Genomic DNA, 14567 nt, shown 5'->3' on the forward strand with positions numbered 1-14567 from the left:
AGAGGCCCGCACAGGCAACATCAATTCACTGGTCGTAAGTGATGCTGTTCACATACCAGGTCGCCTCACCGGTAGGCGTGTGCACCACCACCTCATCGCCCTCCTCCTTTTTCAGCAAGGCGCGGGCCATGGGCGAATCGATCGAGATGTAGTCGTTGCGCCCGTAGATCTCGTCATAGCCGACGATGCGAAACTTCATGGCCTCGCCCTCGTCGTTCTCGATTTCGACCCAGGCGCCGAAAAACACTTTGCCTTCCTGCTCCGGCGAGTAGGCCACCACCTTCACATCCTCAAGGCGCTTGCGCAGGTACCGCACCCGGCGGTCGATCTCGCGCAGCAGCTTCTTGTTGTACTGGTAGTCGGCGTTCTCACTGCGATCACCCAGCGACGCCGCCCAGGCTACCTTCTGGGTGATTTCCGGGCGATACACCCGCCACAGGTGGTCGAGTTCTTTCTTCAGCGCCTCATGGCCTTCCGTGGTGATGATGTTGGTGCTCAACAGGCGCTCCTCAGCGGCGGGTAATCAAGCCCTGGCGCGCGATGCGGGTAAGGTGGCCGATGACTTCGGCGGCCTCTTGCGGTGCCGGCGCCTGGATGACGGCGAGGTCGAAACGATCATTGCCATACTGCGCCAGATTGCAGGCGCTATCGGCGAACTGAATCAGAAACGCGCGCGCCTGGCCCTTGCGCCGTGACAGGCCTTCGAGGTGACGTAAAAGAGTGGGCTGATGCTGGCCGCCGAGCAGGATGCGCGGTGTGCGGGATGCCTGGCTGGCAGGCAAAGGGCTTAGACAGACACTGGTACGTGGGCAACTCATGGAGCTATTCTCCGCCTCGCGAATCCCGCTGGGCAGCGGTGGGAGGCGTCACCGAACCAGCGCTTTAGCGGTATTTCGGATGACCCAGAGGTGGGGCTTTCCTGCGCCCCGCAAGTAGCTGTTTAAATCGGCGCAGGCGGTATGCTAGAGCTACAAGCGGCAAGATACAAGCCTCAATCGGTATGAGGCTTGTATCTTGACATCGGCGGCTTATCAGCGGGCGATCAGGCGGTCCAGCGAGAAGCGGCCAGCGCCTTCGATCATCACCGCAACCGTACCGGCCAGCAGCGCCAAGGCGAACTCGTAGCCGTTGTTGGACATGAACAGGCCATTGCCAATGTGCACCGAGAAGATCGCCACCACCAAGGTCACGCTCAGCGCCAGGGCCGCCGGGCGAGCCAACAGGCCTACCACCAGCGCCAGGCCACCGAAGAATTCGGCGCTACCGGACAACAGGGCCATCAGGTAACCCGGGGCCAGGCCGATGCTTTCCATCCACTGGCCGGTACCTTCCAGGCCATAGCCGCCGAACAGGCCGAACAGTTTTTGTGCGCCATGCGCCATGAAGATGATGCCGACCAGGATGCGGATAACGCTGAGGCCAGCGCCAGCACGGGTGGAGAACGGGGCGTTGAGGGAGCTGTTGTTCATGTAGAAGTGTCCTTGAAGCGAAGCAGTTGTGTTGGGATGGCGCCATCATAATCAATTATGTAGATATGAAAATCGCAAAAAACCCAACATAACAATCGATAGAATCGATTTGTCAGCGCCTGGCGACACGCTCCAGCACGGCACGCTCGCGGTTGAACGCGAGGTAGTACTTGTTGACGCTGTTGACGAAGTTGACCGGCCCCATGCCCACCTGCTCCATGGCAATGCGCTCGGTCTGGAAGAACCACTGGTTGCCATTGAGCCCGCGCCGCCGGGCCTCGGCGCGCATGGCCTGCACGCGCTCGGGGCCAAGGTTGTACGCGGCGAGCACAAAGGCCATGCGCTCTCGCTCATTGATCTTGGCACTGGCAAAGAACTTGCGCCGGATCAGCGCCAGGTAGCGGGCGCTGGCCAGGACATTACCATCCACCGTGGCGGTATTGCTCACCCCCACGCGCTGGGCCGCCGAAGGGGTGATCTGCATCAGGCCGTGGGCGCCCCCGCTACCGCGAGCGCCCGGGTTCAGCGTTGACTCCTTGAACGCCAGCGCGGCCAGGTTGAGCCAGTCGATCTGCTGCGCCTCACCATGCTTCTGCAATACCGCCCGCACCGATGCCAGGCGCTGGCGGTCCTTGCTGGCCAACGGGTTGTGCACCCGGTACTGGCGGCGGTAGATGCGCTCGAACGCGGCATCCTGGTTGTCCGGCGCGCGATAACCCTTCAGGAAGTGATCGACCGCAGCCAGCAACTGCGGCGCATCCTGCCCGACATACCAGCGCATGGCTTGCGGTGCCCCCAGACTCACCCGGCTGTCCAGGCGCAGCCGCGGCATCACCCGCGCCCAACGCCGCGCAATGGGCTGCTCGACCACGGTCAGGTGATAGATGCCGGCCTGCACCATTTCCAGCACATCTTCCACGGCCAGCGTCGCGTCGACCCATTCCACCTTGATAGGTGGCCGCTTGCGCAACGCCAGTTGCTGATTGGCCTGCTGGATCAGCGGGCCAGCGGCACTGGCACTGGTCAACGCCACGGTGCGCCCGGACAGCTGTTCGAGCTTGCTGAAGCTGCGTTCGCCTTTGCGCCCCACCAACGTCAGTGGCACCTGATCAACAATCGGTGCACTGCCGCTGACACCACGCACAGTACCGGGGTCGAGCAATTCGCCCGGCGCAGCCAGGTCACCCTCGCCTCGTGCCAGGGCGCCCAGCAATTGCTCCTTGGCCCGCGGGATCAGCTTCAGCTGGATCTGCTGATCGTCATCGCTGCGGGCATTGAGAAAATGCTCCAGGGCCCGCAGGCGATAGTATTCGATGCCGACCGGTTCGCCTTTGACCTCACCTGAGCTGTTGCGGCTCTGGTTGACCAGTACCCGCAGCACCTTGCTGCTGCGAACCTGCTGCAAGTCACGGACCTTGGCGGGCGGTATGTTCTGCTGCGGCCCCGGGACTCGCGCCTGGGCCGGGGCAGGCAAGGCCAACCCAAGCGTGAGCAAAAAAGTGAGCCAGAATCGCGGCATGCGAAAGCGTGTCCATGGTCGGTGGCGGCATCCATGGGTTGCACCGCCAAGTGATAAATGACGGCAAAAGACCACGGCAACAGCATGAAGTTCTTGGTTTTTTCAGAAAAACCCGGTTTTTGCTATGCTGGCCGCCCCGCGGCACGAGATAACACCATGCAACTGATCGATATCGGCGTCAACCTGACCAACAGCAGTTTCCACGACCAACAGGCAGCCATTGTCGAGCGCGCCATCGAGGCCGGGGTGACGCAAATGGTGCTGACGGGCACCAGCCTGGCCGTCAGCGAACAGGCTCTGGAGCTGTGCCAGCAACTGGATGCCAGCGGCGAACACCTGTTCGCCACAGCGGGTGTACACCCCCATGATGCCAAGGCCTGGGATGCCGGCAGCGAGCGCCAGCTGCGCCAACTGCTGAGCGAGCCGCGGGTACGTGCCGTGGGCGAATGCGGCCTGGATTTCAACCGCGACTTCTCCCCTCGCCCGCTCCAGGAAAAAGCCCTGGAGGCCCAGCTGGCCCTGGCCGTCGAGCTGGGCCTGCCGGTGTTCCTGCATGAACGCGATGCCAGCGAACGCTTGCTGGCGATTCTGAAGGATTACCGCGACCAGCTGACCGCTGCGGTGGTGCACTGCTTTACCGGGGAGCGCGAGGCGTTGTTCGCCTACCTCGACATGGACCTGCACATCGGCATTACCGGGTGGATCTGCGATGAACGCCGTGGCACCCACCTGCATCCGCTGGTGGGCAACATTGCCGAAGGCCGGCTGATGCTGGAAAGCGATGCGCCCTACCTGCTCCCGCGCAGCCTGCGGCCGAAGCCGAAGAGCGGGCGCAACGAGCCGGCGTTCCTGCCGGAGGTGCTGCGCGAGGTGGCCTTGCACCGGGGTGAAACGGCCGAGCACACGGCGGCGCATACCACCGCCACCGCGCGGGCGTTTTTCCAGCTCTGAAGCTGACATCATTCTTTGTAGGAGCGGGCTTGCCCGCGAACCAGGCGCCGCGGTAGATGGCACCGGCTGTGCCGGTGTTCGCGGCTAAAGCCGCTCCTACAAGGGTTTGGGCAAGCCATTGGATATCGCGCATGAAGTGGGGAGATCTTTCTTGATACATATCAAGAAACAACCTGGCTTTGGCTGGCACAATGATGGCACCTTGCCAATATTGTTTCCGCTCAACTCAGAGAAGACCTGCCCATGGGTGCCTGGCTTAGCAATGTTTCCCTGAAGTACAAATTCTGGGCCGTCAACGCGGTGGCCTTTGTCACAACCCTGTTGCTGGTGCTCTACGCCGTGCACCTGGAGCAACGCGCCCGCGCCGAGGCGGCACAAGCCCAGGCCGCCGCGCAAGCCCAGCTGCTGGCTGCCTGGCCAGGCGGGCAAGCGCTGCCGCGCCCGGCCAATGTCATCAGCTGGCCAGCCGGGCAAACCCCGAGCTTCGCCGGCGAACCCCTCGATACCCTGCGCAATGCCCAAGGCTGGGTCGAACTGCCAAGCGCCTGGATTCTTGGCGACAACCCGTTACGCGGTGCGCAGGTACTGCGCAGCGGCGATCAGCAAATGGCCGTGTTGGCCCAGTCGCCCAGCCTGCGCCAGGTGTTCTTCGACCGTTTCAGCAATTACGCGGTGTGTGTGCTGATCCTGATGCTGGCCATGCTCGGCGCCTCGCAACTGCTGATCCGCTTCTTGCTCACCCAGCTCAATACTCTGAAGGATGTCATGCTGCACGTGGAAAAGACCGGCGACCTGGCTGCCCGCGTGCCCTTGGCCTGTGGCGACGAAGTCGGCCAGATGGCCGGCGCTTTCAACGCCATGCAGGCTACCTACCACCGGGTCGTCAGCACCGTCGCCCACACCGCGGCACAGCTTGACTCGGGTGCCGCACGCCTGGCCGCCAGCATGAATGACGTGCGCCACGGCATGCTTGGCCAGCAAAGCGAGACCGACCAGGCCGCCACCGCCATCAACGAAATGTCGGCGACCGTGCACCACATCGCCCAGCATGCCGGCGCCACCCGTGACCTGTCACAAACCGCCGATACCCTCGCCGGCAGCGGCAAAGAGGTGGTCAGCCGCGTGCAGGATTCAATTTCCGGTTTGTCCAGCGGCGTGCAGCAAACCGCCGAAATGATTCGCCAGCTGGCTGAAGACAGCCAGAAAATCAACGGCGTGGTCAGCGTGATCCACAGCATCGCCGAACAGACCAACCTGCTGGCCCTGAACGCGGCCATCGAAGCGGCGCGCGCCGGCGACCTGGGCCGCGGCTTTGCCGTGGTAGCCGACGAGGTGCGCAACCTGGCCAAGCGTGTGCAAACCTCGACCGATGAAATCACCACCATGGTCTCGGCGCTGCAGTTGGGCACCCGCGATGCAGTGGAGTTCATGCAGGAAAGCTCGTACAAGGCCGACAACTGCGTGCGCCAGGCACAGGAAGCCGGCGAAGCGCTGGCAGAAATTACCGGCGCGGTGGCGCAAATGCGCGAAAGCAACACCCAGATCGCCGTCGCGGCGGAACAGCAAAGCCAGGTGGCCGAGGAAATGAACCGCGCCGTGGTGAGCATTCGCGATGTCACCGAGCAGACCGTGCAGCAGACCGTGTGCTCAGCCACCACCAGCAGTGAACTGGCGACCCTGGCCGGCGAGCTGAGCAAGGCGATTGGCCAGCTCAAGCTATAGTCGCCATAGCCAGCCTCGATTGGCCCCTTGACGGGGGCCGCACTAAGCTTTGGGCATGACGATGAGGAACTGCCCATGAGCAAACGCCTGCCCAACCTGCCCGCCTGGCAATGGCGCGGCTACCACCATAACCACCGCCACCCGGCCAACCTGGTGCTGCACCTGATCGCCGTGCCGTTGTTCATCCTGGGTGCGCTGCTGATGCTGTCCGGCCTGTTCGGCCTTGATCTGGGCCAGATCGCGGTGGGTATCATTGCCTTGATTGCCGGTCTTGGCCTGCAGCGCCACGGGCACCGGCTGGAAGCCGAACAACCCGAGCCGTTCGCCAACCGCCAGGATGCCGTGCAACGGCTGCTGACCGAGCAGTTCATCACCTTCCCGCGCTTTGTGTTGAGCGGGGCCTGGTTAAAGGCCTGGCGGGAGCGGCATAAGCATCGGCGTTGATCCAGCAGCCTAGTGCGGTCCCTGTAGGAGCGGCCTTGCGTCGCGATAGGGCTGCGCAGCAGCCCCAGAACTGCAGCTTCGCAGTGGAGGTAGCTGCGGCCGCTATGCGGCCCTTTCGCGACACAAGGCCGCTCCTACAGGGAATTGTGGCTGCCCGTTAAGCAAACACGGTGACCGTCTGCCGACTCAGGGCCAGCAACTCGCCTTGTGCCGTCCACAACGCCGCCGCTGCATGCCCATAACCGTCCCGCGCATGCTCGGTTTCCACACAGTACTGGCACCAGTCCAGCGTCGACAGCGTGGCCGTGGGCTGAATGAACTCGATGGTCCAGGTCAGCGTACTGCCCGCAGCGGGCTGCTTGAGAAACGGCATCAGGCTCGGCGGCCAGGCATCGACCAGCGCCAGCAGGTGCGCTTCGTTGACCTGCTCTTCGGCCACGTCGCGCAAGCGCACCCAGCCGCCCATCTTTCGCGATTGATTGCCACTGAACGGCAACCCACCCACTGCCCAGCGCAAAGCCACGTGGCGCATGAACTCCGGGGTCACGCCCTGGATACAGGGCAACTCGGGCGCCGCGTCTTCAAGCGCCTTCATTTTCATGGCCGGTAGCGCCGGCACCTCTACCACCGAAGGCCGCCCCGCACCGAAGTTGCCCTGTACCAGGGTCACCACCTGGCCATCCTGAACGGCACGACCGAGCAAGGTACTGACCGCTTTGCCTTCGCGCAGCACTTCGACCTCGAAACGGATGGGCACATCCGCAGCCGCCGGCGCTACAAAGCTGATGGCCAGCGAGCGCACCGGGCGGCTGTCGCAGAGTTTCAGGCGCATGGCCTCATACACCATGGCCGCCATCAGCCCGCCAAAAACAGCACGCCCCTGGGCCCAGCTGGGCGGAACACTGACGGCATTCGGGTTGGCCCGCACCGCGTCGAGCAATTGGTTGAAATTCATGGACCGGCTCCTGCCTGCAGCGAAAAGGGTCTGCCCATCCTAGCCAGCAAACCCCGGGCGATCAGCCCGCATTTCGGTCATTGTTCGGGCTAGCGTCGCGCCAACGCCTGTTGCAGGGCGTCCAGGGTCACATCCGACTTGCGCTCGGCCTCGTGCAACTCCTGCTCCCAATCGACCTTGCAGGGCGCCAGGTCGGCGTGGTCCCGAGCTTGCAGCAGCCATTGCAGGCGATCGTGCCAGTCACCCAGGTCGCCCTGGGCCTTTTTCAGCAAGCGTTGCAGCTTTTTCCCGGCGTGGTCGAGCTGCGGGTAGGCCTCATCGCCATAGCGCGCACGCTTGATCAGCAGGCGCAGGCGATGGCGATCGTGTGCCGGGTCCTGCAAGGCTTGGTGCAACTTGCGCCACTGTTTGACCAGGCGCTTGTCGATGCGTTTGTCCAGCGACTTGACCAAGCCTTCACGGCCCGCCGCACGCAGAAACAACGGAAATGCATCGACAATGGCCAACACCCGCGCCAGTTGCGGGCTGGCCGCGATACGGGCGAAGGTTCTGGCGCGCCCTTCCTGGCGCCGCTGACCGGCTTCGGTATAGCCGCGACTGATCAGTTCGCCCGCCAGCACCTCGCGGTCGCGCAGCGGCGTGGTCAGGGTGCCCAGCGAACTGGCAGCGTCCTCCAGCTGCTCCACGCCCGGCAACCCGCGCAGTGGCCGCAGCAGGCTGCGCAGGCGGCGCACGGCGATGCGCAGGTCGTGCAGCGCCTCGCTGTCAGTATCGGCTGCCAGGCGTTCGCGACAGGCCAGCAGGCGTACTTGCAAGGCCAGTATCTGGGCAACGACATGGTCGAGCATGGCAGACATAAGACGCTCCTTGGTCAGCGCCCGGCGCGGGACTCGCGAATGTAGAAGCGCGCCTTCTCGGCTTTGTTAGTGCAGCTTTCGTAACCTTCGAACTGCTGCTGGGTCTTGGCCCCGGTCAACAGCGACAAAGCCTTGGAGTAACTCACGGCACCGGCAAAGCCTTCTGCCTTGGCCAGGTCCAGTTCCTTCCAGGCGGCATCCAGCTGGGTAGCACAACTCTCTCGGTAGGCCGTCTTGCCCGCGCAGCCGGCAAGGGCCAGGGCAATCAGTGGAAGGCAGATCCAGGCTTTCATCAGTAATACCTCAATGGAAAAACGGTGGCTGTTCGACGCCCCGGTAGCAGAAAAGTGCCCTGTCCAGCCGGCTTTGCCTCACCGGCATTATTACAGTAGCTCAGCACGATCAACATTGAAGCACAGGCAGCGATGGGTGCATTGTAGGACCATGGTGGCACTGGCCGGGGAATGTTCATGAGTAAACGCGTGGCACTGGTACTGGGATCGGGCGGAGCCCGGGGGTATGCACATATTGGCGTGATTGAGGAAATAGAGCGCCGTGGCTACGACATCGCCTGCATCGCTGGCTGCTCCATGGGTGCCGTCATCGGCGGGATCTACGCCGCCGGCAAGCTCGACGACTACCGCAACTGGATCGAGAGCCTTGATTACCTCGACGTTTTGCGCCTGGTCGACGTCAGTTTTCGCCTCGGCGCGATACGCGGCGACAAGGTGTTCGGGCAGATTCGCAAGATTGTTGGCGAAATCAACATCGAACAACTGCGCATCCCCTACACGGCGGTGGCTGCCGACCTGACCAACCAGCAGGAAATCTGGTTTCAGGAAGGCTGCCTGCACCAGGCAATGCGCGCCTCGGCGGCCATCCCCAGCCTGTTCACCCCGGTGATGCAGGGCAACCGCATGCTGGTCGATGGTGGCATCCTCAACCCGTTGCCGATCGTGCCGGTGGTGTCCAGCCATTGCGACCTGATCATTGCGGTCAACCTCAACGCCACCAACCAGAAACAATACCAGTTACCGGTGATCGAACGGCCGGCAGCGTTCAAGATGCGCTTCGACGCCTTGCTCAGCTCACTGGGTTCACGCCTGCCGTTCCGGCGCAAGCCGGCGGAGGAGCTGATGCGCATCGAACAGGAAATCGTCGCCGAAGGGCTGGCACCGCCAAGCCCGTGGATGAGCGACGGCATTGCCCCGGAAGGCCAGCAGCCGGCAGCGGCACCGGAGCGCGAGGGCGCGCCGAAGTCGGCGACCGGTTCGTTCATCATCGACAACGTCGGGCCGGCCTCATTGCTGGACTTGATCAACCAGAGCTTCGAGGTCATGCAGACTTCGTTGGCGCAATACAAGATCGCCGGCTATCCGCCAGATGTGCTGATCAACGTGCCCAAGCGGGTGTGCCGGTTTTTCGAGTTCTACAAGGCGCCGGAGCTGATCGCCTTGGGGCGGGAGATTGCGCGGGATACGCTGGACAGTTATGAAGGGGTGAAGCGCTAGAGCTGTACTGCCTGCACTGGCCTCTTCGCGGGTAAACCCGCTCCTACAAGGCCCAGGGTTGACCCATTCCCTTGTAGGAGCGGGTTTACCCGCGAAGAGGCCCGTACAGGTTGCGCAAACGAAACAGGCCGCACAAGGCGGCCTGTTTGTCATGCAGCAATCACCTTAGTAACGGGTGATGTCCGCATTGGCTTCCAGCTGCTTGCGGTAGGCCGCGAAGTCCTGCTGGCCAGCACGCGATGCGAGGTAGCGGCGAATCTGCTGCTTCTCTTCATCGGTGGCGGTCGCGCCTTCGTTGACACCCTTGAGCTGCAGCACCACCAGGCTACCGTCACGCAGCACGACGCTGCCATACACCGGCTTGTCTTTGGCTTGCGGCTTGCCCAGGCGGAACAGCGCCTGCAGTTCGGCCGGGTCGATGCCGTCCTGACCACGGGTGACCGCTTCGTAGGCTTTCCAGCCCTGCCCTTCGTGCGCACTGCCCGCTGCGATGGAACCGTCACGCAGGCCGGCAATCAGCTTGTCCGCCTTGGTCTTGAGTTCGGCAGTCGCCTTCTCCTTGGCCAGGTGCTCACGGATATTCTGGGCTACGGCCTCCAGCGGCAGTTGCTCTGGCTTGCGGTGTTCCTTGACGCGCAGCACCACGGTGGTTTCCGGGTCAAGCTCGATGGCGGTGCTGTTGGCACCCTCGTCAAGCACTTCTTCGGAGAACGCAGCCTGCACCACCGAACGGTTGGCAGTAATGCCTTCACCACCCTCGCGGCCAAAGGCTGCGGAGGTGTGCACCTTGAGGTTCAGGTCCTGAGCCGGTTGGGCCAGGTCGGAAGCCTCGTAGGCAGCATCCTGCAACTGCTTGCTGGCGTCGACGTAACGCTGCTCGACCAGCGGGATCTTCAGGTCGCGGGTCAGCTTGTCTTTCAGGCTGGCGAAGCTCGGCACCTCAGGTGCCTCTACGCCCAGCAGCTTGATCAGGTGGTACCCGAACTCGGTGCGTACCGGCGCCGATACCTGACCATCCTGCAGCTTGTACAGTGCCTCTTCGAACGCCGGGTCGTAGACACCCGGGCCGGCGAAGCCAAGGTCACCACCGTTGCTGGCCGAACCTGGGTCCTGGGAGAATTCCTTGGCCAGTGCGGCAAAGTTTTCACCCTTGGCCAGGCGCTGTTCGATCTCTTCGGCACGGGCCTTGGCCTGGGCGTCGGTGACCTTGTCGTTGACTTCGATGAGGATGTGCGCCGCGTGGCGCTGCTCGGCAAGGTTGGCGATTTCCTTCTCGTACTGCGCCTTGAGCTCTTCATCGGTGACCTTGACCTGGTCGAAGTACGCCGACTTCTTCAGCTCGATGTAGTCGATCACCACCTGGTCAGGCGACATGAACTCCTTGGCGTGCTGGTCGTAGTGCGCCTTGACCTCCTCGTCGCTGACCTTGACCGCAGCCGGGTCGGCCTTGAAGGTCAAGGAGGCGAAGTCACGGGTCTGCTTCTCCAGGCGAGCAAAGGCATCGACCTGCTGGTCGGTGACGAAGCTGCTGCCGGCAAGGCCGGTGCGCAGCTGGCCGATGAGCATTTCCTCGGCGAGCATCTCGCGGAACTGCATGCGGCCGTAGCCCATCTGGCGGATGACCTGGTCAAAACGGTCGGCACTGAACTTGCCGTCCACCTGGAACTCTGGCGTCTGCAGGATCACCTGATCCAGCGCGGCCTCGGAGAAGGCAAACTTGGCGTCTTCGGCACCTTGCAGCAACAGCTTGCGGCTGATCAGGCCCTTGAGGGCCTCTTCACGCAGCAATTTGTCATCCAGCAGCGCCGGGTCGAAATCCTTGCCCAACTGTTGCATCAACTGACGGCGCTGCATGTCGGCCGCCTGGCTCAGCTCGTTCTGGCTGATGGTCTGGCCGTTCACCTTGGCGGCGTCCTGGCTATGGGTGGCGGCCTGGAAAATAGCTTCGAAACCGGTCAACGCCATCAACACGACGATAAGGCCGATGATGGTCTTGGCAATCCAACCTTGTGAATTGTCCCTGATATTTTGCAGCATGCGTCCCCCAGAAACGGCTGTACCACTGCGTCGACAACCGCGGAGCGTGGGTAGAATCCTGATAAAAGAAAGGCGCATCCGAGGATGCGCCTTTGCTTAGCAAACGTGTCAGGCGGGAACGTTTGCGCCCCGCCATCAGCGCGCTCGGACCTGGCCAGGCCGGGTCCGGCTGAAAGACGACTTAGTTGACGGCGTCTTTCAGGCCTTTGCCTGCCTTGAAACCTGGAACCTTGGCGGCTTCAATCTTGATCGCCTTGCCGGTTTGTGGGTTGCGGCCGGTGCGCTCGGCGCGATCCTTGACCGAGAAGGTACCGAAGCCAACCAGAACGACGTCGTCGCCTGCTTTCAGGGCACCGGTTACGGAGTCGATCACAGCGTCCAGAGCCTTACCTGCGGTAGCTTTGGAAATGTCAGCCGATGCAGCGATAGCGTCAATCAGTTCCGACTTGTTCACTCTAAGTCCCCTTATTTCTCTATTGAGTTTGTTTCTAAGTATGTAATGAAAAGCTTATGAAACGTACGTTGGGAGGCTTTGTTGACAATAACGTGCCGCTTTATAGCAAGGCCTCGAAAAAACTGTCAAGGAAAGCCCCCCAAGCAAAAACTACTAATGCGTGCTGATTCTTTCCTTGGCATCGCCGTCGCGCTTTTCTTCTTTCGCGACAATCTCAGGAGCCACATCTGGCAAGGGCTCCGGGGCGTATTGCAGCGCAATTTGCAGGACTTCGTCAATCCATTTGACCGGTTTGATCTGCAGATCCTGTTTGATGTTCTCCGGAATCTCCTTCAGATCGCGAACATTCTCCTCCGGAATGATCACCGTCTTGATCCCGCCACGGTGTGCTGCCAGCAGTTTTTCCTTCAGCCCGCCGATGGCCAGCACCTGGCCGCGCAGGGTAATTTCGCCGGTCATGGCCACGTCGGCACGCACCGGAATCTGCGTCAGCGCCGACACCAGCGCGGTGCACATGCCAATACCGGCACTTGGGCCGTCCTTTGGCGTGGCGCCCTCAGGCATATGGATGTGCACGTCGTGCTTCTCGTGGAAGTCGGCGGCGACCCCCAGGCTGCGGGCGCGGCTACGCACCACGGTCTGCGCGGCGGTAATCGACTCGACCATGACATCGCCCAGCGAGCCCGTCTTGATCAACTGACCCTTGCCGGGGATAACCACGGCTTCGATGGTCAGCAGTTCGCCGCCCACCTGGGTCCAGGCCAGGCCGGTAACCTGGCCGATCTGGTCTTGCTGCTCGGCCAGGCCGTAGCGGAACTTGCGTACCCCCAGCAGGTGCTCCAGCTGCTCGCTGGCCACCTTGACCTTGACCTGCTTCTGCCCGGTATGTTCCTTGACCACCTTGCGGCAGACCTTGGCGATTTGCCGCTCCAGGCCACGCACACCGGCTTCGCGGGTGTAGTAACGGATGATGTCGCGGATCGCCGAAACATCGACCTCCAGCTCTTCCTTCTTCAAACCGTTGGCCTTGACCTGCTTGGGCACCAGGTACTTTACCGCGATGTTGATCTTCTCGTCCTCGGTGTAGCCCGGCAGGCGGATGACTTCCATGCGGTCGAGCAGCGCCGGCGGGATGTTCATCGAGTTCGAGGTGCACAGGAACATCACGTCCGAGAGGTCGTAATCAACCTCCAGGTAGTGGTCGTTGAAGTTGTGGTTCTGCTCCGGGTCGAGCACTTCCAGCAGTGCCGAGGCCGGGTCGCCTCGCATGTCGCTGCCCATCTTGTCGATTTCGTCGAGCAGGAACAGCGGGTTGCGCACCCCCACCTTGGTCATCTTCTGGATCAGGCGGCCTGGCATCGAGCCGATGTAGGTACGGCGGTGGCCACGGATCTCGGCCTCGTCACGCACGCCACCCAAGGCCATGCGCACGAACTTGCGGTTGGTGGCCGCAGCGATCGACTCGGCCAGCGAGGTCTTGCCGACGCCAGGTGGACCGACCAGGCACAGCACCGGGCCACGGATTTTCTTCACGCGTTTCTGTACGGCAAGGTACTCGAGGATACGTTCCTTGACCTCTTCCAGACCATAATGGTCGGCATCAAGGATTTCCTCCGCCTTGGTCAGGTCAAGGCGCACCTTGCTCTGGGCCTTCCACGGCACTTGCACCAGCCAGTCGAGGTACGACCGCACCACGGTGGCTTCGGCTGACATCGGCGACATCTGCTTGAGCTTGTTCAGCTCGGCCTGGGCCTTGGTCAAGGCATCTTTGGGCAGGCCGGCAGCTTCGATGCGTTTTTTCAGCTCTTCGACTTCGTTGTGGCCTTCGTCGCCATCACCCAGCTCTTTCTGAATGGCCTTCATTTGCTCATTCAGGTAGTACTCGCGCTGGCTGCGCTCCATCTGCTTCTTGACCCGGCCGCGAATGCGCTTTTCAACCTGCAGCAGGTCGATTTCGGCATCCAGCAGCGCCAGCACGTGTTCGACACGCGTGGTCAGGTCGACGATTTCAAGGATTTCCTGCTTCTGTTCGATCTTCAGGGCCATGTGTGCGGCCATGGTGTCGACCAGGCGCCCCGGCTCTTCGATGCTGTTCAGCGACGACAGCACTTCGGCAGGGACCTTCTTGCCCAGCTGCACGTACTGCTCGAATTGCGACAGCAGCGTGCGCACGAACACTTCCGACTCGCGCTCGGCGGTGTCGGTTTCATCGATCAGGGAAACTTCGGCACGGATGTGCCCTTCTACTTCGGTGAAACGCTCAACGGCGCCACGCTGCTCGCCCTCGACCAGCACCTTGACGGTGCCATCAGGCAGCTTCAGCAGTTGCAGCACGGTGGCAACGGTACCGACGCGGTACAAGGCGTCCTCGCCCGGGTCGTCATCGGCTGGGTTCTTCTGGGCCAGCAGCAGAATCTGCTTTTCGCCCGTCATCGCTGCCTCGAGGGCTTCGATGGACTTTTCGCGCCCCACGAACAGCGGGATAACCATGTGCGGGTAAACAACGACATCGCGCAATGGCAAAAGAGGCAAGTCGAGGGTGGTCTTCATGATTTCGCCTCTACAGCGGCCTTGTGGCCGGAAACCGGTGGAAATGATGCTTGGACCTAATGTGGGGGCACGCTTGGGAAATTACAAGCGCTAGCGCA

Annotated in this window: 14 protein-coding genes; 4 read left to right on the plus strand and 10 right to left on the minus strand. The window is 62.2% G+C overall.

All coding sequences use genetic code 11. The features are described 5' to 3' along the window. Positions 1 to 25 precede the first annotated feature (25 nt). From greB to ACIP02_RS14600, 4 genes are all read right to left on the minus strand, one after another. Entirely contained in the window at positions 26 to 499 is a 474-nt protein-coding gene (gene greB / locus ACIP02_RS14585; protein ID WP_400617493.1) for a transcription elongation factor GreB, read from the minus strand. Between the two features lie 10 nt (positions 500 to 509). After that, positions 510 to 818, minus strand: a complete 309-nt coding sequence (locus ACIP02_RS14590; RefSeq protein WP_400617494.1) for a hypothetical protein — start codon at positions 816 to 818, stop codon at positions 510 to 512. A gap of 213 nt (positions 819 to 1031) precedes the next feature. Further along, entirely contained in the window at positions 1032 to 1469 is a 438-nt protein-coding gene (locus ACIP02_RS14595) for a DoxX family protein (protein WP_400617495.1), read from the minus strand. Positions 1470 to 1581: 112 nt separating this feature from the next. Then, positions 1582 to 2988 carry a transglycosylase SLT domain-containing protein gene (locus ACIP02_RS14600; RefSeq protein ID WP_400617496.1) on the minus strand — a complete coding sequence of 469 codons (1407 nt, stop codon included), beginning with the start codon at positions 2986 to 2988 and terminating at the stop codon, positions 1582 to 1584. A 156-nt stretch (positions 2989 to 3144) separates the two neighbouring features. On the opposite strand from ACIP02_RS14600, the gene ACIP02_RS14605 reads away from it, so the two are divergent. The 3 genes from ACIP02_RS14605 (at position 3145) to ACIP02_RS14615 (ending at position 6105) form a co-directional block, all read left to right on the plus strand. Next, positions 3145 to 3939: a TatD family hydrolase gene (locus ACIP02_RS14605; protein ID WP_400617497.1), complete on the plus strand. Its 795-nt coding sequence runs from the start codon at positions 3145 to 3147 to the stop codon at positions 3937 to 3939. Positions 3940 to 4182: 243 nt separating this feature from the next. After that, positions 4183 to 5661, plus strand: coding sequence for a methyl-accepting chemotaxis protein (locus ACIP02_RS14610; RefSeq protein WP_400617498.1), 1479 nt, complete (start codon positions 4183 to 4185; stop codon positions 5659 to 5661). Between the two features lie 75 nt (positions 5662 to 5736). Beyond that, the gene (locus ACIP02_RS14615; RefSeq protein WP_400617499.1) at positions 5737 to 6105 is read left to right on the plus strand and encodes an Mpo1-like protein; all 369 of its coding nucleotides are present in this window, start codon (positions 5737 to 5739) and stop codon (positions 6103 to 6105) included. A 157-nt stretch (positions 6106 to 6262) separates the two neighbouring features. On the opposite strand, the gene ACIP02_RS14620 is transcribed toward ACIP02_RS14615, so the two are convergent. From ACIP02_RS14620 to ACIP02_RS14630, 3 genes are all read right to left on the minus strand, one after another. Further along, positions 6263 to 7060 (minus strand): acyl-CoA thioesterase, encoded by a 798-nt coding sequence (locus ACIP02_RS14620; RefSeq protein WP_400617500.1) that lies wholly within the window; start codon positions 7058 to 7060, stop codon positions 6263 to 6265. A gap of 89 nt (positions 7061 to 7149) precedes the next feature. Then, complete coding sequence (locus tag ACIP02_RS14625; RefSeq protein WP_400617501.1) at positions 7150 to 7917, minus strand: CHAD domain-containing protein; 768 nt, start codon at positions 7915 to 7917, stop codon at positions 7150 to 7152. A gap of 14 nt (positions 7918 to 7931) precedes the next feature. Then, entirely contained in the window at positions 7932 to 8210 is a 279-nt protein-coding gene (locus ACIP02_RS14630) for a hypothetical protein (protein ID WP_056800193.1), read from the minus strand. Between the two features lie 177 nt (positions 8211 to 8387). On the opposite strand from ACIP02_RS14630, the gene ACIP02_RS14635 reads away from it, so the two are divergent. Then, positions 8388 to 9428 carry a patatin-like phospholipase family protein gene (locus ACIP02_RS14635; protein WP_400617502.1) on the plus strand — a complete coding sequence of 347 codons (1041 nt, stop codon included), beginning with the start codon at positions 8388 to 8390 and terminating at the stop codon, positions 9426 to 9428. Between the two features lie 165 nt (positions 9429 to 9593). Here the strand turns inward: ACIP02_RS14635 and ACIP02_RS14640 are convergent, their stop codons facing one another. From ACIP02_RS14640 to lon, 3 genes are all read right to left on the minus strand, one after another. Continuing rightward, complete coding sequence (locus tag ACIP02_RS14640) at positions 9594 to 11465, minus strand: SurA N-terminal domain-containing protein (protein ID WP_400617503.1); 1872 nt, start codon at positions 11463 to 11465, stop codon at positions 9594 to 9596. Positions 11466 to 11646: 181 nt separating this feature from the next. Beyond that, a complete protein-coding gene (locus ACIP02_RS14645; protein ID WP_016485887.1) occupies positions 11647 to 11919 on the minus strand; it encodes an HU family DNA-binding protein in 273 nt (90 codons plus the stop codon). Positions 11920 to 12072: 153 nt separating this feature from the next. Beyond that, the gene (lon, locus tag ACIP02_RS14650; RefSeq protein WP_400617504.1) at positions 12073 to 14469 is read right to left on the minus strand and encodes an endopeptidase La; all 2397 of its coding nucleotides are present in this window, start codon (positions 14467 to 14469) and stop codon (positions 12073 to 12075) included. Positions 14470 to 14567: the final 98 nt, after the last annotated feature.

This window comes from Pseudomonas sp. NPDC089408 (assembly GCF_044749445.1).
Lineage (GTDB): Bacteria > Pseudomonadota > Gammaproteobacteria > Pseudomonadales > Pseudomonadaceae > Aquipseudomonas.